This is a genomic window from Conexibacter sp. W3-3-2 (assembly GCF_009707605.1).
GTDB classification, from domain to species: Bacteria; Actinomycetota; Thermoleophilia; order Solirubrobacterales; family Solirubrobacteraceae; genus Paraconexibacter; species Paraconexibacter algicola.
The window spans coordinates 3,462,303-3,487,094 of sequence record NZ_WLYW01000001.1; the positions used below are offsets into that span (position 1 = coordinate 3,462,303).

At 69.8% G+C, this 24,792-nt stretch carries 23 protein-coding genes; 22 read left to right on the plus strand and 1 reads right to left on the minus strand.

All coding sequences use genetic code 11. The annotated features are described in order from the left end of the window. Positions 1-46 precede the first annotated feature (46 nt). Positions 47-1,246 (plus strand): LuxR C-terminal-related transcriptional regulator, encoded by a 1,200-nt coding sequence (locus GKE82_RS16770; protein ID WP_154734072.1) that lies wholly within the window; start codon positions 47-49, stop codon positions 1,244-1,246. A gap of 11 nt (positions 1,247-1,257) precedes the next feature. Here GKE82_RS16770 and GKE82_RS16775 read toward each other — a convergent pair whose 3' ends face one another. Beyond that, entirely contained in the window at positions 1,258-2,142 is an 885-nt protein-coding gene (locus GKE82_RS16775) for a hypothetical protein (protein WP_154734073.1), read from the minus strand. 236 nt (positions 2,143-2,378) lie between these two features. On the opposite strand from GKE82_RS16775, the gene GKE82_RS16780 reads away from it, so the two are divergent. The 21 genes from GKE82_RS16780 to GKE82_RS16875 all read left to right on the plus strand — a co-directional run bounded on the left by GKE82_RS16780 (position 2,379) and on the right by GKE82_RS16875 (position 24,753). After that, positions 2,379-2,780 carry a hypothetical protein gene (locus GKE82_RS16780; RefSeq protein WP_107569695.1) on the plus strand — a complete coding sequence of 134 codons (402 nt, stop codon included), beginning with the start codon at positions 2,379-2,381 and terminating at the stop codon, positions 2,778-2,780. A gap of 157 nt (positions 2,781-2,937) precedes the next feature. After that, on the plus strand, positions 2,938-3,255 hold the full coding sequence (locus tag GKE82_RS16785) for a hypothetical protein (RefSeq protein ID WP_154734074.1): 318 nt from the start codon (positions 2,938-2,940) through the stop codon (positions 3,253-3,255). A gap of 163 nt (positions 3,256-3,418) precedes the next feature. Next, the gene (locus tag GKE82_RS16790; protein WP_230316197.1) at positions 3,419-4,345 is read left to right on the plus strand and encodes an ABC transporter ATP-binding protein; all 927 of its coding nucleotides are present in this window, start codon (positions 3,419-3,421) and stop codon (positions 4,343-4,345) included. A gap of 306 nt (positions 4,346-4,651) precedes the next feature. Continuing rightward, on the plus strand, positions 4,652-5,416 hold the full coding sequence (locus GKE82_RS16795) for an ABC transporter permease (RefSeq protein ID WP_309233663.1): 765 nt from the start codon (positions 4,652-4,654) through the stop codon (positions 5,414-5,416). A gap of 18 nt (positions 5,417-5,434) precedes the next feature. Next, a complete protein-coding gene (locus GKE82_RS16800) occupies positions 5,435-6,298 on the plus strand; it encodes an ABC transporter permease (RefSeq protein ID WP_154734075.1) in 864 nt (287 codons plus the stop codon). Positions 6,299-6,443: 145 nt separating this feature from the next. Continuing rightward, positions 6,444-7,718: an MlaD family protein gene (locus GKE82_RS16805; protein WP_196189272.1), complete on the plus strand. Its 1,275-nt coding sequence runs from the start codon at positions 6,444-6,446 to the stop codon at positions 7,716-7,718. Then, positions 7,715-9,196, plus strand: coding sequence for an MlaD family protein (locus GKE82_RS16810; protein ID WP_154734077.1), 1,482 nt, complete (start codon positions 7,715-7,717; stop codon positions 9,194-9,196). The genes GKE82_RS16805 and GKE82_RS16810 overlap by 4 nt, the downstream gene beginning before the upstream one ends. 50 nt (positions 9,197-9,246) lie before the next feature. Continuing rightward, positions 9,247-10,515, plus strand: a complete 1,269-nt coding sequence (locus GKE82_RS16815; protein ID WP_196189273.1) for an MlaD family protein — start codon at positions 9,247-9,249, stop codon at positions 10,513-10,515. A 2-nt stretch (positions 10,516-10,517) separates the two neighbouring features. After that, a complete protein-coding gene (locus tag GKE82_RS16820; protein WP_154734079.1) occupies positions 10,518-11,987 on the plus strand; it encodes an MlaD family protein in 1,470 nt (489 codons plus the stop codon). A 20-nt stretch (positions 11,988-12,007) separates the two neighbouring features. Next, positions 12,008-13,261, plus strand: a complete 1,254-nt coding sequence (locus GKE82_RS16825; protein WP_196189274.1) for an MlaD family protein — start codon at positions 12,008-12,010, stop codon at positions 13,259-13,261. A 2-nt stretch (positions 13,262-13,263) separates the two neighbouring features. After that, a complete protein-coding gene (locus GKE82_RS16830; protein ID WP_154734081.1) occupies positions 13,264-14,592 on the plus strand; it encodes an MlaD family protein in 1,329 nt (442 codons plus the stop codon). Positions 14,593-14,646: 54 nt separating this feature from the next. Next, positions 14,647-17,013, plus strand: coding sequence for an MMPL family transporter (locus tag GKE82_RS16835; RefSeq protein WP_154734082.1), 2,367 nt, complete (start codon positions 14,647-14,649; stop codon positions 17,011-17,013). Further along, complete coding sequence (locus tag GKE82_RS16840; protein ID WP_154734083.1) at positions 17,013-17,879, plus strand: hypothetical protein; 867 nt, start codon at positions 17,013-17,015, stop codon at positions 17,877-17,879. Before GKE82_RS16835 ends, GKE82_RS16840 begins: the two co-directional genes overlap by 1 nt. Before the next feature lie 46 nt (positions 17,880-17,925). After that, positions 17,926-18,318, plus strand: coding sequence for a hypothetical protein (locus GKE82_RS16845; protein ID WP_154734084.1), 393 nt, complete (start codon positions 17,926-17,928; stop codon positions 18,316-18,318). A gap of 5 nt (positions 18,319-18,323) precedes the next feature. After that, positions 18,324-18,950 carry a hypothetical protein gene (locus GKE82_RS16850; protein ID WP_154734085.1) on the plus strand — a complete coding sequence of 209 codons (627 nt, stop codon included), beginning with the start codon at positions 18,324-18,326 and terminating at the stop codon, positions 18,948-18,950. Further along, complete coding sequence (locus GKE82_RS16855; RefSeq protein WP_154734086.1) at positions 18,947-19,975, plus strand: hypothetical protein; 1,029 nt, start codon at positions 18,947-18,949, stop codon at positions 19,973-19,975. Before GKE82_RS16850 ends, GKE82_RS16855 begins: the two co-directional genes overlap by 4 nt. 149 nt (positions 19,976-20,124) lie before the next feature. After that, positions 20,125-21,615: an aldehyde dehydrogenase family protein gene (locus tag GKE82_RS16860; protein WP_154735222.1), complete on the plus strand. Its 1,491-nt coding sequence runs from the start codon at positions 20,125-20,127 to the stop codon at positions 21,613-21,615. Positions 21,616-21,626: 11 nt separating this feature from the next. Then, positions 21,627-22,823 (plus strand): CaiB/BaiF CoA-transferase family protein, encoded by a 1,197-nt coding sequence (locus GKE82_RS16865; RefSeq protein WP_154734087.1) that lies wholly within the window; start codon positions 21,627-21,629, stop codon positions 22,821-22,823. 23 nt (positions 22,824-22,846) lie between these two features. Beyond that, entirely contained in the window at positions 22,847-23,116 is a 270-nt protein-coding gene (locus GKE82_RS27195) for a hypothetical protein (RefSeq protein WP_196189275.1), read from the plus strand. Beyond that, positions 23,113-23,538: a PIN domain-containing protein gene (locus GKE82_RS27200; RefSeq protein WP_196189276.1), complete on the plus strand. Its 426-nt coding sequence runs from the start codon at positions 23,113-23,115 to the stop codon at positions 23,536-23,538. Before GKE82_RS27195 ends, GKE82_RS27200 begins: the two co-directional genes overlap by 4 nt. A gap of 63 nt (positions 23,539-23,601) precedes the next feature. After that, positions 23,602-24,753 (plus strand): LuxR C-terminal-related transcriptional regulator, encoded by a 1,152-nt coding sequence (locus tag GKE82_RS16875; protein ID WP_154734089.1) that lies wholly within the window; start codon positions 23,602-23,604, stop codon positions 24,751-24,753. Positions 24,754-24,792: the final 39 nt, after the last annotated feature.

A 24,792-nucleotide genomic window follows, 5' to 3' on the forward strand; every position in this document is an offset into this window, starting at 1 on the left:
CCGGTATGGTCGCTACAGGTGGTTCAGCTCTACGGGAGGAAGTCTGGTGGCGTCGACGGGTGTCGGTGAGTGGAGCGACGGACCGCCCCTCGACGCGCCTGGGCTCGCCGGGGCCGTGCTCGCGCTGTGGCGCGAGGCAGCCAGCCTCTCCGGCGAGGACCCTACCGCCGCGCAGGCCCCGACGGATGTGGGATCCGCACAACAGCTGCTCGACGAATCGGGTGCTTGGCTGGTAGCCGTCCTCGAGGACGAGGAGCGGGGCCCCGACGCCGACGCGGGCCGCGCGCTCGCCGGGACGCTCGTCCTGCGGCTCGCGACGCTGCGCGGCGACGTCCGCGAGGCGGCGCTCAACCGCCGCATCCGCGGCTTCGCGCAGGTCAACGCGGCGCTCAGCCGGCTGCGCAGCATGACGACGGTCGACCAGATGATGAGCCGCCTCGCCGGCGAGGTCGCGCGCTGCGGCTTCGACCGCGTGATGATCACGCGCGTGGACGGCTCCACCGGGCACGTCGCGGAGTTCCACAGCCCGCACGAGCCCGAGCTCGCGCGCGAGGTGCTGCGCGTCGGGCAGGCGGAGCCGCTGCAGCTCAACCACCTGCTGCTCGAGTCCGAGATGCTGCGGCGCCGCGGACCGGTCCTCGTCCCCGACGCGCACGCCGACCCGCGCGTGCACCAAAAGATCGCCGCCGCCGCGGGCGTCCGCTCCTACGTCGCCGCCCCGGTGATGCCGCAGGGCCGGGTCATCGCGCTGATCCACGCGGACTGCCAGCTGCAGCGCCGCACGGTCGACGAGGTCGACCGCGACCTGCTGTGGATGTTCGCCGAGGGGTTCGGTCACGCCTACGAGCGCGCGACCCTGCTGACGCGGCTGAACGCGCTGCGCCAGGAGGTCCGCCGGGCGAACTCCTCGATCCTCGCGGTCATGGACGAGTTCGTCGACGCGGACGTCGAGGTCGCCCGCTTCGACGGCGAGAACCAGGTCGTCGCCCGCTCGGCGGCCGCGATGTTCGTCGCCGCCGACAACCGGCTCGAGTCGCTGCTGACCCCGCGCGAGCTGGACGTCATCCGTCTGATGGCGCTGGGCGAGACCAACGGCGGGATCGCCAAGAAGCTCGTCGTCTCCGAGGGGACGGTGAAGTCCCACGTGAAGCACATCCTGCGCAAGCTGCGCGCGAGCAACCGCGCCGAGGCGGTCTCCCGCTACGTGCGGCTGTCCCAGCAGGGCGCGGGCAACACCCGCGCCTGACGGCCGCCCGCTCACCCGAGCTCCAGGCTCTCGACGATGTCGCGGTGGTCGGCGAGGACGCGCTTGAGCGCCTCGTCGGCGGTCCGCTCCCCGGGCAGCGTCGCCGCGGCCGCGGCGGCGGTCCGGGCCGCCTCCTGCGCGGCGGCGCCCCAGCGGGCGATCCAGCGCCGCAGCTCGGCGTGGTTGTGCGCGCCGTGGGTCGGGTCTGCGATCGCACCGCGCACGATCGCGCCGGTCCAGTCGCGCAGCCACGCCTGCTGGATCTGCGTCGCCTCGGCGACGACGGGCGTCACCGGGTCGCCGAGCTCGTGCGCGATCCGCGAGCCCCACTCGAACCGCATGAGCTGCGCGACGAGCGGCTCGAAGCAGAGGTTGATCGCGACGACGATCTCGGCCCAGTCGTCGCGGACGGCGAGCGTCTCGAGCATCCGCCGCGCGGGCTGCCAGGTCGCCGCGGCGCGCCACTGCGCGCGGGCGCGCTCCAGCGGCATGTCGCCCACGACGCGCTCGAGGTCGATGGCGTAGAGGACGACCGCCTGCGCCTGTCGGGTCTGCATCGAGGACTCGAGCGCGATGTTGCGCGCGACAGGCCCCCAGCTGCAGCGGTCCGCGGCGCGGTCGAGGATCCGTGCGCAGTCCTGGGCGATGAACGCCGCCACCTGGATGTGCTCGCGCAGGAACGCCAGCCAGCGCTCGTCGAGCCCGGCCATGCCGCCCTCGGCGGTCGCCCGCCGGATCGCGCGCTCCACGCGCGCGCTCGACACGCCCTCGCGCTCGATCGTCGTCCCCCAGCGCTCGTCGATCCCGTCGAGCGTGATGGCCGCGGTTCCGCGCAGGGACGTGTGCACCGGCGGACCGGCAGGGTGCAGCGTCCCTCGGCGCTCCTCCACAGCCATGGCGAGACCCTACGGGCGCGGTAGGGGCCGTGCATAGCCCTCGGGGCGGTTCCGCACCCCCCGGAAGGAGGATGCGGGCGGGCGACCCGCGGGCCCCGGGCGGGGAGCCGCGTCCGGAAAGGGGGTCCAGATCATCCGTGGGGGGGATGGCGGGACCGCGCGGCGCGTCTACGGTCGCAGTCATCTGCCGTGCCCCCGCGCGGCGGTCGATCCAAACCACCCGGGAGGAGAACCCCGTGCCCTACTTTGCCGACGCCGACGAGGTCTACAAGTACATCGGTGGCGTGTTCCGCGCCGCGCGCGAGAACGAGGTCGGTCCGAAGCTCGCCACCGCGGACATCGACCTGCAGGTCTACTACTCCGACCCCGAGGCGCCGATGCTCATCAAGATGCACGGCGACAACATCGAGGTCATCGACGGCGGCGACAACGAGGAGGCCGACGTCAAGCTCTTCATGCCGTCCGACATCGCCGACAAGTACTGGCGCGGCGAGTACAACCTCGCGGTCGGCCTCGCGAAGGGCCACGTCAAGGCGAAGGGCCCGGTCAACAAGATCCTGAAGCTCGTGCCGCTGACCAAGCCGCTCTTCCCGATGTACAAGGAGATGATCGCGGAGAAGGACGGCGTCACCGCCTAGTCCGACCCGCCAGTCCTGCCGTCCGGCGCACGGACGGCCGAGCGCACACGGCCGTGGATCCGAACAGGACCCGCGGCCGTCGTCGTTGCAGGGCTCCGCGGGGAGTCCGTGCGCGCCGCGATGATCCGATCGCCCGGAGCGCGAGTATGGTCGTCACATGGGCATCGGCTGGATGATCCTCATCTTCTTCGGCGGCCTCCTGGTCTTCTTCTTCCTCCTGGGCAAGCTGACCTGGGGGACCGGGGCCGACCTCGTCGACTGGGATCCGTCCGGCCGCCAGCAGGCGAAGATGGACCTCGAGGCGCAGGACTCCGCCGACCTCCTGGAGATCACGAACCGGCGCCGTCGCGCCGCCGGCCTGCAGGAGCTCGGGGAGCACGACGTGATCCACGAGATCGCGCGCAAGCGCCGCGGGGACAAGCCCGGGGCGGCGCCGCAGAAGCCCGCAGATCTGCGCGACGACCCCGACTGGTAGGCGTCTCCCCGCGGGAAACCGTCCAAAGGGGGGTGGATATCCCCCCCCGGGAACGCGCACCGCGTTTTTCGCCCGGGTTAGAGTGCCCCTCGGAGAGGACGGCAGTGGGCTGGGAGCGATCCCGCCTCCCGCCGACCGTCAAAGGGAGAGGGAGAACACTCGCATGGCTCGTTTTGGTGGCGACAAGGGCGCCTCCGCCGCGATGGACGCGCAGTTCAGCGGTGGCAAGCAGCTGGATCCGGAGGGCATGTCCCTGCTCGACCAGGCTGCGGACTTCACCGACGAGCACGCCCTGCACCAGGGCTCGGTCCTCCTCGAGGAGCGCGTGCCCGGTGAGTTCTGGTCCCTCGAGACCCGCAACGTCCACAAGAGCTTCGGCCGCTCGAAGATCCTCCAGGGTCTCGACCTCGGCATCCCCGAGGGCATGGTCACCGTCGTGCTCGGCCCGTCCGGCACCGGCAAGTCCGTGCTCATCAAGCACATCATCGGCCTGCTCTTCCCCGACAAGGGCGAGGTGCTCGTCCACGGCGAGTCGCTGAGCAAGATGACGATGAGCCGCCTGCTGGAGGTCCGCAAGAAGTTCGGGATCCTCTTCCAGGACGGCGCGCTCTTCGGCTCGATGTCCGTGTACGACAACGTCGCGTTCCCGCTGCGCCAGCACACCGACCTCGGTGAGGGCGAGATCGCGGAGATCGTCAACGCCCGCCTCGCCGACGTCGGCCTCACGCACGCGGGCGGCCGGCTCCCCAACGAGCTGTCCGGCGGCATGCGCAAGCGCGCGGGCTTCGCGCGCGCCCTGGTCCTCGAGCCCGAGATCGTCATGTTCGACGAGCCGGACTCCGGCCTGGACCCCGTCCGCACCGCGCTGCTGTGCGAGCTCGTCACGCAGATGCACGAGCAGCACGGCGGCACCTACATCATCATCACGCACGACATCGAGTCCGCGCGGCTCGCCGGCGAGTTCTTCGCGGTCCTCTGGAAGGGCCGCATCGTCCAGGCGGGCGAGCGGGACGAGATGTTCAACTCGGACAACCCGTTCGTGCAGCAGTTCCTGAACCGGAAGCTCAGCGGGCCGCTCGGCATGGAGTAGCGGCCTGGCCCGCGAATCCCGGGCGGTCACCGGGATCTTGGCACCGGGGGAGGCGCTTCTCCCCCATGGGGGGGATCCGTTCTCCCTCCAAGGGCGATTTTCGTCCTGCGGGTGGTCCGGGAGTCTGGATCCACCCATTCAGGACCGCGGTCAGGGGATCGGGTCCGGAGCTTCGGGAGGAGCTATGCGAGAGGTGAGCGTCACATGGCGTCAGTAGCGCAGAGAACAGTCGCACCACCGGTGCAGGCCCCGCCACGGGCGCCGAAGCGCGTGGGCGGCGGGAAGCTGGTCGAGGCCCCTCTCGGGGTGCTCGAGCAGGTCGCGGGCATGATGCTCCTCACCGGCAAGGCGGTCGTGGCGACGTTCACGCCCCCCTACAGCTGGAAGGACGAGTTCGTCGAGGAGTCATGGCTGATCCTCCGCCGGTGCCTCATCCCGATGATCATCTCCACGATCGCGTTCGGGTTCGGCGCCCCTGGTCTCCAGGCGGCCAACCTGACGCAGATCTTCGGAACGGTCGACCGCGAGGGAGCCTTCTTCGTGATGGCGTCCATCCGCGAGTTCGCCGGATGGATCAACGGCATGGTCATCGCCGGCGTCGCGGGAACCGCCATCTGCGCGGACCTCGGCGCCAGAAAGGTCCGCGAGGAGCTCGACGCTCTCGCGGTCCTCGGCCTCGACCCGGTCCGCACCATCGTCACCCCGCGCTTCCTGGCGCTGGGGATCATGACCCCGCTGATGAACATCCTCGCGCTCGCCTTCGGCGTGCTCGGCGGATGGATTGCGACGGTCGTCGTCTGGGGCGAGACCTCGGCCGGCTTCATCGCGACGTTCTCGTCGAACTTCACCTTCCCGGACCTGTTCGGGTCGGTCCTGAAGACGACAGGGTTCGGATTCATCATCGCGATCGCCTGCTGTTACAAGGGGCTGAACGTGAAGGGCGGCGCCCAGGGCGTCGGCCGCGCGGTCAACCAGGCCGTCGTCATCGCGTTCGCCGGCATCTGGGTGTTCAACTCGCTGTTCACGAACATCCTGCTGGCCGCGTTCCCCGAGACCGGCAACCTCCACTAGGCGCGGAAGGAGAGAACGATGGAAGCATCAACAGTTCGAGCTCCGCGACTGCGCGGAGACGTCGGCGGCCCGTCCGTCGGCACCCGGGTCGGAGCCGGCTTCGCCGGTCCCGTCCGAAACATCCTCACCGAGGCGGCCGAGATCGGCGCGTTCTTCGGCCGGACGTTCCGCGAGCTCGGTGGCGTGTGGCGCTACTCGGCGGAGATCATCCGCCAGGCCGGCATTCTGGTCACCGGGTCCGCGGCGATCATCTGCTTCATGCTGTTCATGATGGGCGTGGTCTGCGGTACCGAGGCCAACTACGTCCTCCGTGGCTACGGCGCCACCGTGTACTCGGGCGTGTTCACGTCCTACTGCGCGATCCGGGAGATGATCCCGTACATGTGGGGCTACATCCTGTCCGCCAAGGTCGGGTGCGGTCTCTGCGCGGAGATCGGCTCCATGCGGATCCAGGACGAGATCGACGCCATGGAGTCCATGGGCATCAACCCCATGCGCTATGTCGTTGCGACCCGCCTGGTGGCCGCGTGGCTCGTGTTCCCGTTCATCTGGATCCTCGGGACCGCGGTGCACTTCGTCGGCAACTACCTCGTGCTGATCCTGCAGATCGGCGAGGTGTCGCAGGGTGGCTGGGAGAACGTCCACTGGACCTTCTCCACGCCGATCGACTTCCTCTACTCGTTCCTGAAGATCTTCATCACCGGCACGGTGATCGTGATGCTCGGGATGTTCTACGGCTACAAGGCCTCGGGTGGGCCTGTCGGCGTGGGCAACGCGACGGCGAAGTCGATGATTCTGAATCTCATCCTGCTCCACGTGTTCGGTGCAGGCATGACCATGTTGTTCTGGGGCCTGGAGCCCAACGCGCCGGTCGGCGGCTAGCAGTTCCAGCAGTCCCAAGGGAGAGAGGCAAGACGTGGCGACAGCACAGGCGCCCCGGGTCGACATGGACCCGGGGCAGGGTGGAGGGTCGGGAGGGAAGGTCCGGAGGTTCTTCGGATTCTTCATCGACCATCCGTGGGTCATCGTGGGGCTCATCGGCTTCATCGTCTTCTCGATGTGGGTCTATGACACCCGCACGCAGAAGCACGAGGTCAGGGCCGTCTTCTCCGAGGCCGTAAGCCTGTACTCCGGACTTGACGTTCGCGTGGACGGCCTCGATGCAGGCAAGATCAAGAAGATCGAGAACGTCGATGGCCAGGCGATCGTCACCCTCGGCATCGACGACGACGACGTCTGGCCGCTGCGCCGCGGCGCGACGGCCACCCTCCGCTTCGGCACGACCATCGGCAACGGCACACGGATCATCGACCTCGAGAACGGGCCCGCCGACGCTCCCGAGATCCCGGACGGCGGCGTCATCCCGAACCAGGACACCGTGGAGAGCACCGAGTTCGATCAGGTGTTCGACACGCTCGATGCGAAGACGCGGAAGTCGTTGCAGAGCATGTTGCGAGGGACGGGCGACACGTTCGGTCCCCGGCAGAGAGAGGTCGGTGAGGCTGTCACCGAGACCGGCCCCGGCCTTGAGGCCATCGGTGGGTTCGCCGACGACCTCAGCCGTGACGAACCCGCGCTTCGTGCGTTCGTCGCGAACACGAACCGCGTCACCCGGACCCTCGCGGCCCGTAGGGACGACCTCTCCGGCCTCGTGAACGTCGCGGCCGCCACGTTCAACGAGTTCGCCAACAACACCGCCGGCATCCAGGGGTCGCTCGACAACTTCCCGTCCGCGCTCCGCGAGACGCGCACGACCCTCACGCGGCTCGACGGGACGGTCGGCCACCTCGACAACCTCATGCGGGACCTCAAGCCGGGCGCGAAGGAGCTCGGCGGCCTGGCCCAGGACCTGCGTCCGGCGCTCGCGTCACTTCGGGAGACCGTGCCGCTCGCGGTGTCGACGTTCCGGACCGGCCGCCAGGCGGCTCCCGCGATCACCAGCCTCCTGACGAAGGCGCAGCCGTTCTCGAAGGAGGCTGCGCCGGCACTCAGCGAACTCGGTCCCATGCTCGGATGCATCCGGCCCTACGCGCCGGAAGCCGTCGGACTCATGAGCGTCTGGGGGAGCATGTCGAGCAACTACGACGGGCTCAGCCACTACGCGCGGATCCAGCCCAACACGTCGGCGACCGCTTCGTCCTCGACGCCGCCGGTCGACTCCGGCCCGTTCACCGCGCTCACCGGGCAGGGTTACGCCCTGGTGCGGCCCCCGGGCTACCAGGCGGGCAAGCCGTGGTTCATCCCGGAGTGCGGCGTGACCCCTGATGGCATCGATCCCTACAAGGACCCGTCCGACCGATGATCTCCCGAATCCTCCCGGCGCTCCTGGGCCTTGCGGCGGTCGCCGCGGTCGCCATCGTGCTCTCGAGCAGCGGCGGCGACGACAAGTACGTCGCCTACGCGACCTTCGGTGATGCCGGCGGCATCCTGAAGAACTACAACGTGAAGATCGGCGGGGTGCCTGCGGGCAGCATCACCGACATCACGCTCGACGATCAGGACAACGCGGTCGTCAAGATGGAACTGGACGCCAGCGCGGCGCCCTTGGGCGAAGGCGCTACCGCCAAGGTCCGACCGGTCAACCTGCTGGGTGAGAAGTACATCGACCTCGACCCCGGCGATCTGTCGAAGCCGATGCCGGAGGGCTCGACCATCAAGAAGGACAAGACCGCGGTCCCCGTCGAGCTCGACGACGTCATCAACGTCCTGGACCCCGACACGCGGGGACGCCTGCGTCTGCTGATCAACGAAGCAGGCGTCGCGATGGCCGGCCGCGGGGCGGACTTCAACAAGACCCTCGACGAGCTCCCTCGCGCACTCGACAGCGCGGAGCGCGTCGTGACGGACATCGACGACGAGAACGACGCGCTCAAGCGCGCGATCGTGAGCGGCGACCGGGTGATCGGCGAGGTCAACGCCGGACGCGACGACCTCGCCGATCTCGTCGACAGCGCCGCGGACGCACTCGAGACCGTCGCGTCGCGCCGAGCGCGGCTCGGTGAGACCGTGCGAGGCGCCCCACAGGCGCTCGCCTCGCTGCGCACGACGCTCACCCGGTTGCAAGGAGCGTCGACGCAGCTGACTCCGGCAGCCCGCGATCTGCGAACCGCGTCCCCGGCGCTCGCACAGACGCTCCGGAGGGCGCCCCAGTTCGCCAAGGACGCCCAGGAGACGCTGCGGACCGCAACACGTGTCGCTCCCCGCCTGTCGAAGCTGGGACGCCGGAGCACGCCGAGCCTCAAGGCGCTGCGTCCGACCGCCAAGCGCCTCGCCACGTTCACCGGGGAGATCGATCCGTTCCTGGACGTGCTCGACGAGCAGCGTGGCCTGATCGACTTCCTCTCCTTCATGGACAGCTGGGCGGACGTGACGAACAACGCCGACGGCCTGGGGCACCACTTCCGGCTTCGGATCACCGTTGACGACGAGGCGCTGACGTCCGCGATCTCGAAGTTCATCCCGGACCTGCCGGTGAAGAAGGACGGGAAGACAAAGGGCAAGCCGTCGACCAAGAAGCCGGTCCTCCCGGCCCTCAAGCCGACGGCTCCGTCCGACGCAACCAGTCCGAAGCCACAGCAACCGCCTGTGACGGACGCGGTGAAGCCGGTGACCGACTCGCTCAGTCAGGGCCTGCAGGAGGTCGGCAAGACCGTGGAGGATGCGGTCGGAGACCTCGTCGGAGGTCTCGTCGGGCAGGGCAAGAAGGACCGCAGCGGTACTGCCGGGTCGGCGTCGTCCAACGACACGACGAAGCTCTTCAACTACCTCCTGGGCCCATGAGAACGCGCTTTGCAGAACGGCCGGCCTCGCAGCAGCGAGGACGGGGCTTCATGATCGTCCTCGGCCTGCTCGGCCTCGGGATGACGTTGGTGTTCACCTTCATCGGCTTCAACGCGCCGAACAGCATCCCCGGTCGCGGGTACTACAATCTCGAGGCCGAGTTCACCGACGCGGACAACGTCGCTCCGCACGCCCAGGTACGACTCGGCGGCAAGATCGTCGGCCAGGTTCTCCGCCCGCGGGTCGAGGACGGCAAGGCGATCGTGGATCTGCAGCTGGATCCGAAGTACAAGCCGCTGAAGTCGGACTCCATCGTCGAGGTGCGACCGCGCTCGGCCGTCGGCGTTCGATACGTCGACATCGTGCAGGGCTCCGCAGGCTCGCCGCTCGGCGAGGGTGACCGGATCCCGGCCCAGAACACGCGGGCCACGCGGGCGCTGGACGAGGTGCTCGGCACCTTCGACCCGGCGAGTCGGATCAGGACGCAGCAGCTCCTCCAGGAGCTCGGCCGGGGCTTCCAGGCGCGAGGTGAGGACCTGAACGACACCATCGGTGCGGCCCCCGAGCTGCTCCGCCGCACGGACTCCGTGCTCGGCACGATCGCCGATCGCACCGACTCCGCCGGCAACCTGGTCCGTGGCGCGGCGATCGCGGCGACTTCGGCGGATCCGGTGAAGGAGGAGATCCGCGCCGGATTCGCACCCGAGGCGAAGGCCCTCCGGCCGTTCAGCGACCAGGGCAACGACCTCAGGTCGACGTTGGACAAGGCGCCGCCGGCTCTCGCGACGCTGAGCGGCCGCCTTCCGACCGTGAACCGCTTCGTCACGGAGCTCGAAGGTCTCTCGCAGCGCGTCCGCCCGGTTCTGCGGGCGAGCCCGGCCGCGTTCAAGCAGACCAGCGCACTCCTGTCGGAAGCGCGGCCGGGCCTCCGCGATGCCAACGTGACGCTCCGGCGCGCGAACGCAGCCGTCCTCCCGACGTTGCGACTGCTCGATGCGGTGCGGCCCGTGCTTCCGCAGCTCGAGTCCACGCTCGACAACTCCGCCCCGACCGTCGACCGGCTCGGCCGTTACGGCTGCGACTTCATCGCCTGGGGTCGCCGCTGGACCGACGCGCTGACCTACGGCAACTCGCTGGGCGGATACCTGCGCTTCAACGTGATGACCCCGACGCCCGAGTCGGTCACCGGGCTCGAGGGCGGCCTTGCAGGGGTCGGCGCGGCCACGCTGAACCGCAGCCCCTACCCGCGACCGTGCGAGTCGCAGACGGAGACCGCCACCCCGAGCGGGGGCACCATCAACGGCGAGCCGGGGAACTGATCATGAACAGCCTCAAGAAGCGATTCGAGTTCATCCCGGGGTCGCACAAGCCGAAGCTCATGCGCAACGGCGCGATCTTCCTCGCGCTGTTCGGTTTCGTCACCATGTTCGCCTACCTCGGCGGGACGGTTCCGTTCTGGCCGAAGGGCGGCTACACCATCAAGGCCGAGTTCGAGACCGCCACGAACGTCTCGACCAAGACACCGGTGCGTCTGCGCGGCGTCAAGATCGGAAAGGTCGAGAAGGTCGAGCGGCGTGACGGCGCGAACGGCGTCGTCGTGACGATGCGGATCAACGACGACAACGGGAAGGCCGACCTCCGCAAGGACGCGAAGGCCCACATCTACTGGCGCACCCTTCTCGGGTTCGCGTTCTACATCGAGCTCGAGCCTGGGGCCGAGCAGGCCAAGCTCGAGAAGGGCGGCTTGATCCCGCTCGATCGCACGACCGCCCAGGTGGAGCTCGACCAGGTTCTCGCGGCGCTCGACAAGCCCAGCCGGTCGGGCATGCAGGCGATCTTCCGCGAGTTCGACGAGGGCTTCTCCACCGAGAAGCGCTCTCAGGCCGGTCAGACGATCGAGAACCTCGGACCCGCCATGCGGCAGGTCGGACCCGGACTGGACGCATTGCGCGGGACGCAGACCGGCGACCTCACCCGCGTCGTCCGGAACTCCAGCCGCCTGATGGGTGCCCTCGCGCGGAACGAGCTCGAGCTCGGCCAGGTGATCACCAACGGCAACACCACCCTCGGCGTGACCGCGGCCCGTCGCGCGGACCTCGGTCAGATCCTCCGCGAGGGACCGGCGACGCTCCGTGACACGCGGTCGACCATGGTCCGCCTGCGGACGACGCTCAGCGAGCTCGATCCGATCGCCGAGGACCTGCGTCCGGGGGCGCGGAAGCTGGACGACGCGTCCGTCGCGCTGCGGCCGGCACTCGACGAGCTGACGCCGCTCCTCAAGCGGGCCAACCCGCTCCTCAAGACGCTCCGTCCTGCGGTCCGCCGTCTGGGTGTCGCCTCGAAGTCCGGCGTCCCGCTGCTCGATCGGCTCGATCCAACCGTCGATCGACTCAACGACAAGCTGATCCCGGCGCTCAAGAAAAAGAGCGACATCACCGACATGCCGCTGTACCAGGAGATCGGCCCCACGTTGGCCGCCGTCCAGTCGAGCGCTCAGCAGTTCGACAGCCGCGGGCACGTCCAGCGCTTCCACACGCTGGAGGCCAGCGAGAACGCGGCCGGCTTCCTGCCGTGCAACACGAACCTGCTGCAGGGGTCGACCACGATCGACTGCTCGGACATCCAGGCGGTTGCGGGGGCCCTCCTCGGTCTACCGCCCGCTGCCGGGAAGCTCGCGGCGGCGCCGCAGCGCAGCTCCGGCGGGCAAACCGGGACACCGCCGAAGACCGCGCAGTCCAACGCGGGTGCCCTCGTCAAGAAGCTGGCCGACACCGTTGGAGGTGTGCTGTGAACTCCCGTCTCCTCCTCGAGGTGCGACGGTCGCTGCGACCGTTCCTCTATTTCACGGTCCTCGCGATCCTGGGCGTCGTGGCCTTCGTCGGCATCTTCCGCAACCTCACGTTCACCCGTCCGTGGGAGGACTACCGTGAGGTGCGGGCCGAGTTCGACGACGTGAAGGGCATCTTCCCCGGTGGGCATCAGGTGCGCATCAATGGCGTCAAGGTCGGGGTCGTCTCAGAGTCCAAGCTGGAGAACAACCGTGCCGTCCTGACCCTGAAGATCGAGGAGAAGTGGGGGAAGGTCTACAAGAACGCGAAGATGCGCATCCGGCCCGTGACCCCGCTGCAGGACCTCTACGTGAACATCATCGACCGCGGCGATGCGTCTGCCGGTGAGGCGACGAAGGACTTCGTCATCGCGGGGCAGCAGACGCAGACGCCGGTGGACATCTCGCGCGTGCTGGACACGTTCAACCTGGACACCCGCCAACAGATGCGGATCCTCCTCTCGGAGTTGAGTGTCGGCCTCGAAGACGGCGGGGTGAAGCTGAGGGAGAGCTTCGCGTCCCTCGCACCGTTCTTGAAGGTGGCCGAGCGGACGACGCGCACCCTTGCGGAGCGCGATCGGAACGTCCGGCGTCTGGTGCACAACTTCGGGACCCTGAGCGATGCGCTCGCGAAGAAGGACCAGGAGCTCAACACGTTCGTCACCGACGGCAACGCCACGCTCGGCGAGCTCGCGGCGAACGATCGGAAGCTCGCGGAGACGTTCACGGGACTGGCCGAGCTCATGCCCGTCATGCGCAGCTCGTTCGCGAGCGTGCGAGGGCTCTCTAGCGAGCTGGATCCCGCGCTTCGGGGTCTCAAGCCCGTGGCGGACGAGCTCGAGTCGGGACTCGAGGGTCTGCAGCAGTTCGGCAAGGACGCCCGACCGGCGCTCCGCGCGCTGCGGCCGGCGGTCGGGGACCTCAACACCATGGCCCGTCAGCTCTCGCCGACATCAGCCTCGCTGGTCACGGCGTTCGACAAGCTCGCCGAGCAAGCTCCGTCCTTCGATCGCCTGACCCAGCAGGTGGACACCTGCATGGACCAGGTCTCCCGCTTCTTCCCCAACACGATGTCGGTGCTGAAGTTCGAGGACGCCTACGGCTCGTTCCCGCGGGCACAGCTGACGTACGACACGGACACCGTCGGAAGCGTGTTGCCCGGAGTCAACCTCCGGCGCCTGCCGATCTGCACCGACCAATTGGGTGGCGTCGGCGCGCCCGTCGAGAGAGGGAAGTAGAGATGCGGGTCAACAACCTCCGCGGCAAGACGCTCGGCCTCATCGCCTTCGCGCTCTTGTGCGTCCTGATGTTCCTCTATCTGTACGTGTCGGCCGGCGGTCGCCTGCGGATCAACGACCCGTACAACGCCAAGGCGCTCCTCCCGGACACGTTCAACGTCGTCCCGAACTCCGACATCCGCCGGAACGGGGTCAAGATCGGTCGTGTCAACACCGTCGAACCCAAGGGCAGCCTGTCGGAGATCCGCTTCGAGATCGAGAAGAAGGGCCAGCAGCAGCTGTACCGCGACGCGACCGTCAAGGTCCGGACGAAGACGCTGGTCGGCGAGTCCTACATCGAGGTGGAGCCCGGGACGCCGTCGTCCGGCAAGCTGCCCTCGGGTTCCACGCTCCCGCTGGAGGCCAATCAGGAGTCGGTCCCGCTGGAGCGGATCCTCTCCACGATCGACCCGGCGACGCGCCGCCAGATCCGCCGCAACCTCCGCGGACTCGGCGGTGGGCTCGACGGCAAGGGCGACGAGCTCAACCGGACGTTCGGAGCGATGAAGCCCGCCGTGGCGAGCACCAGTCGGCTGATGGAGGTCCTCGAGCCGCAGCGCCGCGAGCTCGCGGCCCTGATCGACAACACCGGCGAGGTCCTTGAGGCCTTCGGGGAACGGGAGGTCGCCTTCCGCGGCCTCGTCACCGACGCGAAGTCCACAGCCGAGGTGGTCGCCCAGCGCGACGCACGGCTGCGTGAGTCGATCTCCGAGCTGCCGGAGACCCTCGACCGGGCCCGGACCAGCGTCGCGCGGCTGTCCTCGTTCGCCGGGCGTGCGACCCCGACCGTCCGCGACCTCAAGCTCGCGTCGGTCGACCTGGCCCCCGCCGTCCGTGACCTCGAGCCCACCGCCAAGTCCGCACGCGTCCTTTTCGACGAGCTCGAGCCGTTCCTCGACCGGTTCAACCCGTTGCTGTCGCAGCTGACGCCGGCGGCGAAGAGCCTCTCGACGTTGATCCGGCCGCTGGACACGGTGCTGCGCCAGGTGAACCCCACCGTCGCGTTCCTCAAGCCCTACGGCGGTGACATCACGGCGTTCTTCACGAACGTCCCGGCGATCTTCGACGCCAAGGACGCCGTCGGCCTGAAGGGCCGGGTCTTCCCGGTGGCCGGGCCGCAGGTCTTCGCCGGCCTGACGAAGGAGCAGCGTGAGCTCCTCGAGGCGCTCACGAAGGCGACCGGCGTGGATCAGCTGTACAACGTCCGGACCAACTCCTACCCGAAGCCCGGCGCGATCGGGAAGGAAGCGTCGTCCGACGGCTCGTACCAACGGGTCGAAGAAGACAAGTAGTCGGTGCGCGCGAGGCGGACGCTCTGCATAGCGGCGGCGGCTCTCGCCGTCGCGGTGGCGTTCGCCTCGCAGCTCGGCCAGGTCTCGTCGGCCGAGCTGTTGGTCGCCCCGACGTCGGAGGTCGGGCGCGCCCAGACCGCGCTCGATCGTGGCTTCGGCGCAGAGCCCATCGTCGTGTCCCTCCGGGCGGACCTGTCCCAGACGCTCTCCTCCAGGAACATCGGCAGGCTGCTCGAGCTCGAGGGAAAGATCGCCAGGGCGGACGGTGTGCGCGCGGTGTACGGGCCTGCCACCTTTCTGAACCAGACGATCGCCCGGAGCGAAGACGTGCTGCGCCGAGAGCTCGGCGACGCTGCCGGCACGGCAAAGACCGCAGCGGACCGCGCGCGACGCAAGGCTCGGAAGGCCGGCGCGTCGGCCGCCGTAGCGGAGCAGCGGGCCGACGAGGCCCGCGTCGCGTCGCTCGGTCCGAAGGCTGCGCAGTATCAGGAGTTGATGGTGCGCCTCGGAAGCGTCGGCTTCCCGTCTCTGGTGAACCAGAACTACATCAACACCGTGATCTTCGGCACCGGCGTCGAACCCAAGCTGCGATTCCGCTGGCTCTTTCCCGATACGTCCCACGCACTCGTAGTCGTGCGACCAGACCCAGGTCTCGGCGAGCAGGCTACGCTCGCCCTCGGCCGGGAGATCGGCTCGCTCATCAAAGCCGCCAAACTCGACGACGTCAGGGCGAACGTCGGAGGGTTCCCTCTGGTCGCCGCAGCGCTGGAACGCGAGACGCGCAGTGAGATCCTGCGGCTCGCCCCGATCGCCGTCGGCGCGATGATGATGCTGCTGCTCCTGACGCTGCGCCGACGGCGCGGACGGTTCGTTCCGCTCGGTCTGGCGCTTGGCAGCACCGCCCTCGCGACCGGACTGAGCTGGCCGCTCGGACTCGGACTCTCGGTGTCGACCGTCGCGGCGCTCCCGGTCGTCCTCGGCCTCGCCCTGGACTTCGCCGTGCAGCTGCAGGCGCGCTTCTGGCACGAGCGGCACGCTGGGCTCGCGGCGCCGGATGCGGCACTCGAGGCACGGGCTGCGGTGGGTCCGACACTGGCGCTGGCTGCTGGCGCGATGTCGATCGGCTTTCTCGTGCTCGTCGCCACGTCCGTCCCGCTGCTCGACCGTCTCGGCGTCTTCCTTGCCCTCGGCACGGTGTCGTCGGTCACGGTCGTCCTGCTGGTCGGTCCGGCGCTGCTGACGGCATTGGACAGGGGCCTGGTCGAACCCCTTGGCTTGCCGCGCCGCGCGCCCCTGGCCGGCGCCGCACTGCGCCCCGGCGCGCTGGCGGTGCTCGTCGGACTCTCGGCCGGAGGGCTCGCCCTCAGCGGGCAGACGCGGCTGGAATCTGACCTCCGCACCCTCTCCCCCGCGGGTATGGCCGAGCTCAAGGGCGTCGAGGACCTGCAGCGCGAGCTTGGGACAAGCGGACAGGTACGTCTGGCGGTACGCGGGCGGGACGTGACTGACCCTGCTGTGGTCACCTGGATGGGCGAGGTGCGGGACCGCGTGGTCGAGGCCGACCCGCGCCTCTCGCCGGGCCCCAATCTCGCCGATCTGGCCCAGGCGGGTGACACGACCACCACGCTCGACCGAAGGAGCGTCGACGGCGTGCTCAACCTGCTGCCGCGGTACTTCGTCGACGCGGTCATCACCCCGGACAGGAAGCTCGCCGAGCTCAGCTTCGGCATCCCCTTCGTGAGCGTCGAGGAGCAGGGACGGATCGTCGACCAGATCCGTGAGGCCGCCGACGGGGCTCCATCCGGTACCACCGTGACGGCGTCCGGCCTCGTCGCCGCAGCGGCGGCGAGCACGGATTCGCTGGAGTCGACCCGGCCAGGGCTGCTGCTGCTTGCGGCCGCGTTGATGGCCGGCGTCCTGTTCGGCTTCTGGCGCGACTGGCGCCGCGTCGCCATCGTGCTTGGTCCCGCGCTGCTCGCGGCGGGCATCGCAGCGTTGGTCCTGCTCGTCGTCGATCTGCAGCTGTCGCCGCTCGGGGCGGCACTCGAGCCGCTCGTACTCGCGGTCGGTCTCGAGTTCGGGATGCTCCTCGACATGCGCTACCGGCAGGCCCGTCAGGACGGACGCTCCCCGGTTCAGGCGCGCCGGGAGACCACGATTGAGATCGTCCCGGCGGTCATGCTCTCAGCGTCCACCGTCGCCGTCGGGTTCGCCGTCCTGATGGCAAGCCGTCTCCCGCTGCTCAGCCAGCTCGGCTGGCTCGTGGCGCTCGAGCTCGCCCTGTGCGTGGTCGCCGCGGTGCTGACCGTGCCCGCGCTTGCCGAGCGCTTCGACCGCGGCGTCCCCGCTGGTGAGCTGCGCCTGCCGGCCTTCGCCGATCGCGTGGCGCGTCGCCTCACCGTCCGAAAGGCGACCTCCTGATGGCCAAACTGACAATCCGCGACGACGCCGATGCTGACCCTCTCCGCGGGGCGGCGAACGGCACTGCGCGCGCGGCCGACATCCCGCCGGTGGACGTCGCGCGCGAGACGCGGCTCGGCCGCATCTTCGGAGGCGCGGCCATTCTGTCGGTCCTGCTCACGCTGGCGTCGCTGCTCGTCCAGGGATCGAGCATCCCCCGGCGGGAGGGCAACCAGGAACCGAACGACCGAACCCAGCTCTTCGACGTCGGTGGCGGCGGGGACGGCCTGCTCGTCTCCCAGTACCTGCGGGCGCTCAGCGTTCTCCTGATCATCGCCGTGGCCTGGTTCCTCTACGACGCGATAAGGGGCCGCAACCCGAGCTTCAGCGTCTGGGTCCCCCGGGCCGGGACGCTGGCGTTCGCCGCCACCGCGGTCGTCCTCATCCTCGGCTTCTACGAGGTCCGCGACGTCGCGGACGAGTTCCTCGGCAGCGGCCCACGCAGCCTCGAGCGGGCCGAGTCGCTGCTCGACGAGGCGCGGGACGGCACGCTCGGGACCATCAACCTCGTCACCGTGCTCGCGGGGCTCGTCAGCGGCATCTGGCTGTCCATCACCTCGCTGGAGGCGGGCCGCGTCGGGCTGCTCACGCGGTTCCTCAGCGTCTTCGGGATCGGCGCAGGCCTCGCGACCGCCATCCCCGGTCTCGGCATCGGTCCCTACCTGATGCTCGGCTGGCTCGGGAGTGTGGGTGCCATAGCGGTCGGGTACTGGCCAGGTGGGCGTCCTCCGGCCTGGGAGGCCGGGCGGGCGATGTCCTGGGACGAGATCGAGGCGCAGGAGCGCGGCGCCCGGATCGAGCGGCGCGAGCGCCGCAACGAGGGATGATCCAGTTGGATGTCCACCACGGAACACCGATGGGAGGAGCACCACGATGATCCGCACGACCGACCGAGACACGCAGAGCGGTGGCGACCGTCCGCCGCTGCCGCCGATCCTCGACCTGCCCGGGGTCGACGAGGGACCGATGCGTCGGGACCTCAAGCGGCAGATCCAGCAGCTCGAGCGGGACATCGCCGAGTTCCACATCGAGAACTGCCCGTACGAGGCGTTCAGCGCCTCGCCCGCGCGTGGCCCTGCGGTGCTCACGAACGAGCAGCTCGAGCAGGTTCGTGACGAGCTGACCGAGATCCGCGCCGAGCTGCACGAGCGCGTGACGCAGCGCGACGTCGACTCCATGCTCGCGGGGCTCGAGGCCGAGACCGCCCGGGCCGACGAGGTCGGCATCATCGAGAGGCTCAAGCGCCGCCTGCTCGGAAAGCGCTGAGCGACTTGGGCAAGCGCAGTCGCAAGCGGGGAGGGCTCGACGTCGCCGAGCGGCCGATGCCGCCGCGGGACGCCGCGGCGTCCGAGCCGGCGCAGGCGCGCCCGCCGCGCGGTGCCCGCCCGCCGAAGCAGTCGCAGTACGCCGACGCGCCCGCGACCGGGTTCTTCGGCCGCGTCGCCGAGTCCTGGCGGATGGCGGGCGAGCGCCCGTCCCAGACCGTCCCGAAGGACCAGCGGCGTGCCGCGCGCCCCGAGCGCCCGGAGGGCATCTTCGGCGGCGTGCCCGTCAGCGAGATCGCGATGCTCGCCGGCATCATCGGCCTGACGATCGGGTTCGCGCGGGGCTTCGACGAGGCCGAGCGCACCATCGTGATCAGCGCCGCCATCGTCGGCCTCGGCGCCTTCGAGGTCACCGCCCGAGAGCATTTCACGGGCTACCGCTCGCACTCCTTCTTCCTGGCGATGCTGATCACCGTGGCCTTCCACGGCGTGCTCGCGCTGGGCGTCGGCGGATCGGTGGGCAACAGCCCGCTGCTCATCCTCTTCGACATCGGTCTGTTCGCCGTCCTCGCGTGGACGCTGGGCGGGCGCTACAAGCGGGCGCGGCAGGGGCTGCGCGGAGGTGCGCGGTGAACCGGTTCCCGTTCGTCCAGTTCGAGTACACGCACTCGCTCGGACCGCCCGCCGGGCGGTACATCGTGCACCCCGAGGAGGAGGAGCCCGAGTCCTCAGGCGTCCTGGACGAGCTCGACCAGGCGTTCGACGAGATGTCCGCGGCCGGCGCCCCGGCGGGCGGGGCGACCGTCGCCCAGGCGGCTGCGCCTCCCGCCGCTCCCGCGACAGACTTCGACGACGACTACCTGCTCGGCTCGGCGGACGTCCTCGTGATCCGCGTGGTCGGCGCGCCGCCGCCGAAGGGCGGCCGGTTCGGCCGCGGCGGGGCCCCGGAGGTCGCCGACGGCGAGAAGCCCCGCGAGACCTCGCTGACGATCGCGACGATCGTCTTCGGGACGCGGCTGCTGCCCGACGACAAGATCGCCCGGCGGTTCTTCGAGTCCGTGCAGACGAAGGCCGACGAGCGCGACCAGTGGTCGCGCGCCGCACTGGAGACGCTGAACCGCGCGGTCGTCGCGTACCGCGCCTGCTCGGCCGACCCGTACGTCGCCGATGTCAGCCCGCTCGACGCCCGCGCCACCCGCATCGGGTACGGCATCGCCGAGCTCGTGTCCGCGGGGAAGTGGGAGAAGGCGATCGCCGTCCCGCCCCCGCCCACGGTGCGGCTGAGCCGGGACCAGAAGCTCATGCCGACCCAGGCGATGGGCATGGTCCTCACCGGCAACGGCAGGGTGCTCGAGAGCGAGGAGCTGGTCCTGCGGGCCGTCCTGGACCTCGAGCAGCACCGTCCGCGCGCCGCCGCCTCCGGGCTGCACGCCGGCTTCGAGCTGCTGCTCGGCGAGTTCGGCGGGCAGGTCATGGCCGGCGCGCTGCAGAGCCAGTTCGAGCGGCTCGTCGAGCAGCGCGGCGAGATCAAGGAGCTGGCCGCGACGTCGCGGCGCGGCTCGCTCTCGAGCCGCGAGATCGAGCGGCTCGCCGACCTCGCCGAAGCCACGGGTGCGCTGATCGACCGCTGGCGCTACGAGGCGCTCGGCTTCGCCTAGAACCAGAGTTCGCCGACGTAACCCGAAGGTGGGACGCATCTCCCCCTGGGGGCGGTGGTGCGGTTTCCGGCGCTCCGGGACGCTACGGGGGTTCATCCAGGAGCAGAGGAGAGACCCCAGTGGCGACCGTTGGCGTGAAGCACCACCAGATGTTCATCGACGGCCAGGACGTCGATTCCGACCAGGTCTTCGAGATCCGGCACCCGGCGACGAACGAGCTCGTCGTGACCATGGCCAAGGGCACGGTGGAGCACGCCGACCAGGCGGTCGAGTCCGCCAAGCGCGCCTTCGAGTCCGGCGTGTGGGCGAACAAGCCGCCGGAGGAGCGCGCGGCGATCATGAAGGAGATCGGCGAGCGGATCGCGATGGAGCTCGAGGAGTTCATCGAGGACGAGATCATCTGCAACGGCGCCACGGTCCGCCAGGCGACCGGCTTCCACGTCGGCCTCGCGTCCGGCCACTTCCTCTACTTCGCCGAGCAGGCCGAGCGGTACGAGTTCGAGCGCGACGTCCCCACCGTCGCCTATCCGACGATGTCGATGAACCGCGTTCGCCGGGAGCCGATCGGCGTCTGCGCCGCGATCGTCCCGTGGAACTTCCCGCTCGTCCTCGGCATCTGGAAGATCGGCCCGGCGCTCGCCGCGGGCAACTCGATCGTCGTCAAGGTCGACGAGAAGACCCCGCTGTCGCTCCTGCGGCTCGCGCGGCTCGCGCACGAGTGCGGCGTGCCGGCCGGCGTGTTCAACCTCGTCTCGGGCGAGGGCAAGGAGGTCGGCGCCCGCCTGGCCTCGCACCCGGACGTCGGCAAGGTCGGCTTCACCGGCTCGACCGCGGTCGGCCGCGAGATCATGAAGCTCGCCTCCGGCACCGTGAAGAAGGTGACGCTCGAGCTCGGCGGTAAGGCGCCGACGATCGTGCTCCCCGACGCGGACATGGACATCGCCCCCGAGGGCGCGCTGTTCGGCTGCATGCTCTACAGCGGCCAGATCTGCGAGTCGTCCACCCGCATCCTCGTCCACGAGTCGATCCACGACGAGTTCGTCGAGCGCATGGTCAAGCGCGCGTCGACGATCAAGCTCGGCGACCCGGCCGACTACGACACGGACATGGGTCCGGTCATCTCCGAGCGTCAGCGCGACCGCATCGTCGCCTACATGGAGAAGGCGAAGGAGGACGGCGCGACCGTCGCGCTCGGCGGCAACGCCGCGACGGTCGAGGGCTTCGAGGGCGGCTGGTGGATCGAGCCGACGATCTTCACCGACGTCACGAACGACATGCAGATCGCCCGCGAGGAGATCTTCGGCCCGGTCATGGTCGTCATCAAGTACTCGACGGTGAAGGAGGCGATCGCGATCGCGAACGACTCCTCCTACGGTCTCACGGCCGGCGTGTGGTCCACCGACTACGAGAACGCGGTCGAGATCGGCAACCAGCTGCAGGCCGGCACGATCTGGATCAACAACTGGCACCAGGTCGACCCGCAGCTGCCGTTCGGCGGCTACAAGCAGTCCGGCGCGGGCCGTGAGCTCGGCGGCGGCGCGCTCGACGAGTACACCGAGGCGAAGCACATGCACGTCGACCTCACGACGAAGCTCGACCGGCACATCTTCGACATCCTGCTGTCGACGCCGGCGGAGTAGCTTCTCCGGCCATGTGGCCGACGCTTCAGGACGCCCGCGGGGGACCCCTCGCGGGCGTTCGCGTGCTGGATCTGTCCCGCATCCTCGCGGGGCCGTTCAGCACGCAGATCCTCGCCGATCTCGGCGCCGACGTGATCAAGGTCGAGCGGCCGGAGGTCGGGGACGACAGCCGCCACTGGGGGCCGCCGTTCGCGCCGGACGGGAACGCCGCGTACTTCTACGTCTGCAACCGCGGGCGCCGGGCCGTGACCGCCGACCTGCGGACCGAGGACGGCCGCGCGCTCGTCCTCGCGCTCGCCGCGGACGCGCACATCCTCATGGAGAACTTCCTCCCGGGGACGATGGAGAAGATGGGACTGGACGACGCCGCGTTGGCCGCGGCGAATCCACGCCTGGTGCACGGGGTCATCTCCGGCTACGGCCACTCCTCCTCCCGCGGGTCCTGGCCGGCGCTCGACTTCGTGATCCAGGCGCACACGGGGATCCTGTCCGTGACCGGTCCGGACCCGACCACGCCCACGAAGGCCGGCGTCCCGATCGCCGACCTCAGCGCCGGCCTCTACGCGACCATCGGCGTGCTCGCCGCGTTGCGTCGCGCGGAGGAGTCCGGGGTCGGCGGACGGATCGAGGTGTCGCTCGCCGAGGCCTGCGGTTCGCTGCTCGCCAACCAGGCCTCCGGTCACCTGATCGGTGGGACGACCCCGCGGGCGATGGGCAACGAGCACCCGAACATCACGCCCTACGAGGTGCTGCGCACGCAGGACAAGGCGATCGCCATCGCGGCGACGTCGAACCTCCAGGTGGCGCGGCTGTTCGCGGTCATCGACGCGCCGGAGCTGGGCGACGATCCGCGGTTCGCGACCAACGCCGACCGGATGGCGCACCGTGCGGAGCTCGTCGCCGAGATCGGATCGCGGTTCGTGCGGCGGCCGTGCGCGGAGTGGGTCGTCGCGCTCAACGAGGCAGGCGTCGCGGCGGCGCCGCTCAACACCGTGCCCGAGATGCTCGCCGACCCGGACACGCAGGCCGGGCTCGTCACGCACGTCGTCGACGCCGCGGGCAACGAGGTACCGCAGCTGCGCACACCGATCCGGGTGGACGGTGTGCCGCTGGCTCCGTCGTCGCGGCCGCCGGGGCTGGGCGAACACGACGCCGAGGTGCGCGCGGCCGCCGACGTTCGGGGGCAACCTGAAGCACTAGTGTGCTAGTGGTTCGATGCTAGTATCGCTGAATGGCATCGCGTTCCACGGTTCAAGGCAACTTCCTCCTCCCCGTCGAGCAGGCCGAGTGGTTGCGCGAGTACGCGTTCAAGACACGGCGCAAACAGGCGGAGATCGTGCGGGAAGCGTTGGCGGACTACCGCCGCGCCGTCGAGCGGGACGATGTCACGCCGGACGACGAGCGTCGGCGTCGGATGACGGAGCGGTTCGCTCAAGGTCGGGGGATGGACCTCGACATCCTGCTGGAGGCCGACGGACGCATCTGGCAGCGCGAGTCGTGAGTTGGGGTTCGGGGCTTCCGCTCCTGGCGGACACCTCGGCATGGGCCCGCGTCGCGCATTACCCGGAACGGTGGTTGCAGGCCCTCGACAGGGGCCACATCGTGGGTTGCGGGGTGGTGCACCTCGAGCTGCTGTTCAGCGCGCGCGACCGGGAGGACGTGCTCGAACTCGATGCCGATCTCGGGACGCTCCGGGATCTCCCGGTGTCGCGCACCACCCTTGCCGCGGCGCGGCAGGCGGTGCTCGACCTCGCGGCACGCGGCTCCGCCGGCAACCATCGCGTTCCGCCGCAGGACGCGATCATCGCGGCCTGCGCGGCCGAGCACGGCTGCGCGGTCCTGCACTACGACGCGCACTACGACCGGCTCGCCGACGTTCTGGCCTTCGAGTCCGTGTGGGTCGCGCCTCGCGGCAGCCTCTGACCGGGTGAGCCCGGACACCCTGTCCGGCGGTACAGTCAGGGCGTCGTAGGAGAGGAGAGGGTCGTGCCGACGGTCGACAACTGGACCCCCAAGGGTCCGCCCATCACGGACGCCGGGATCCGCGAGCGCCTCGCCGCGTTGCTCGAGCGGGCGGTCGCGCTGCTGCCCGCGGTGGCGGAGGACGCGCCGGGCTTCCCCCGCGACATCGACGACGCGCTCTCGACGCTGGACGCGCTCATCATCCTCGTGCGCGAGCTGCCGGTGGACGTCGCCGAGCGTGGTGACCTGCTCGGCGACCTGCGCGAGGTCCACGGCGACCTGCGCGAGCACCGGGTGCTCCGCCGCTACGACGCGATGGCGGGGATCCAGAAGGCGCTGTCGCGGCTGCGCGGGATCACCTCCCCGGACGAGATGCTCCAGCGCGTCCCGGAGGAGCTCTGCAAGGGCCTCGGCTTCGACCGCGCGATCATCTCCCGCGTCGAGGACTCGATGTGGATCCCGGTGCAGGTCCACATCAACGGCGACCCGAGCTGGGCGAAGGAGATCCTCGACGCGGCGTCCGAGCCGCAGCCGCTGGACCATCTGCTCATCGAGTCCGAAATGGCCCGGCGCCGCGCGCCGCTGCTGGTCCGCGACGTGCAGGAGTCCGAGCACGTCCATCAGCCGATCGCGTCGGTGTCCGACAGCCGCTCCTATGTGGCGGCGCCGATCATGCCCGAGGGGCACGTGATCGGCTTCTTCCACGCCGACTACTACCTGTCCCAGCGGCACGCCGACGAGATCGATCGCGACGTCCTGTTCGCCTTCGCCGAGGCGTTCGGCTACGTCTTCCTGCGCGCGGTGCTCGCGACGCGGCTGAAGGCGCAGGGCGACCAGGTCCGCGCGATGGCGGCGTCGCTGGAGGCGGTCATCGACGAGATCCGCGAGTCCGAGGTGCGGATGGCCGGCGAGTCGCACCCGGCACCCGAGGGTGGTCCGCGCCTGGCCCCGCCGTCGCCCGGCGACCACCGGCTCCACTCGCTGCTCACCGCGCGCGAGCTCGAGGTGCTCGCGCTGCTCGCGGCGGGGGAGACGAACGCGGCGATCGGCACCCGGCTGGTCATCAGCGAGGGGACCGTGAAGTCCCACGTCAAGCACATCCTGCGCAAGCTGCGGGCGGCCAACCGGGCCGAGGCGGTGTCGAAGTACATGCGCCTGTCGGGACGCGCTGCGTGATCCCGGCCACACGACCGTGACATTTCATCTGTAACGGTC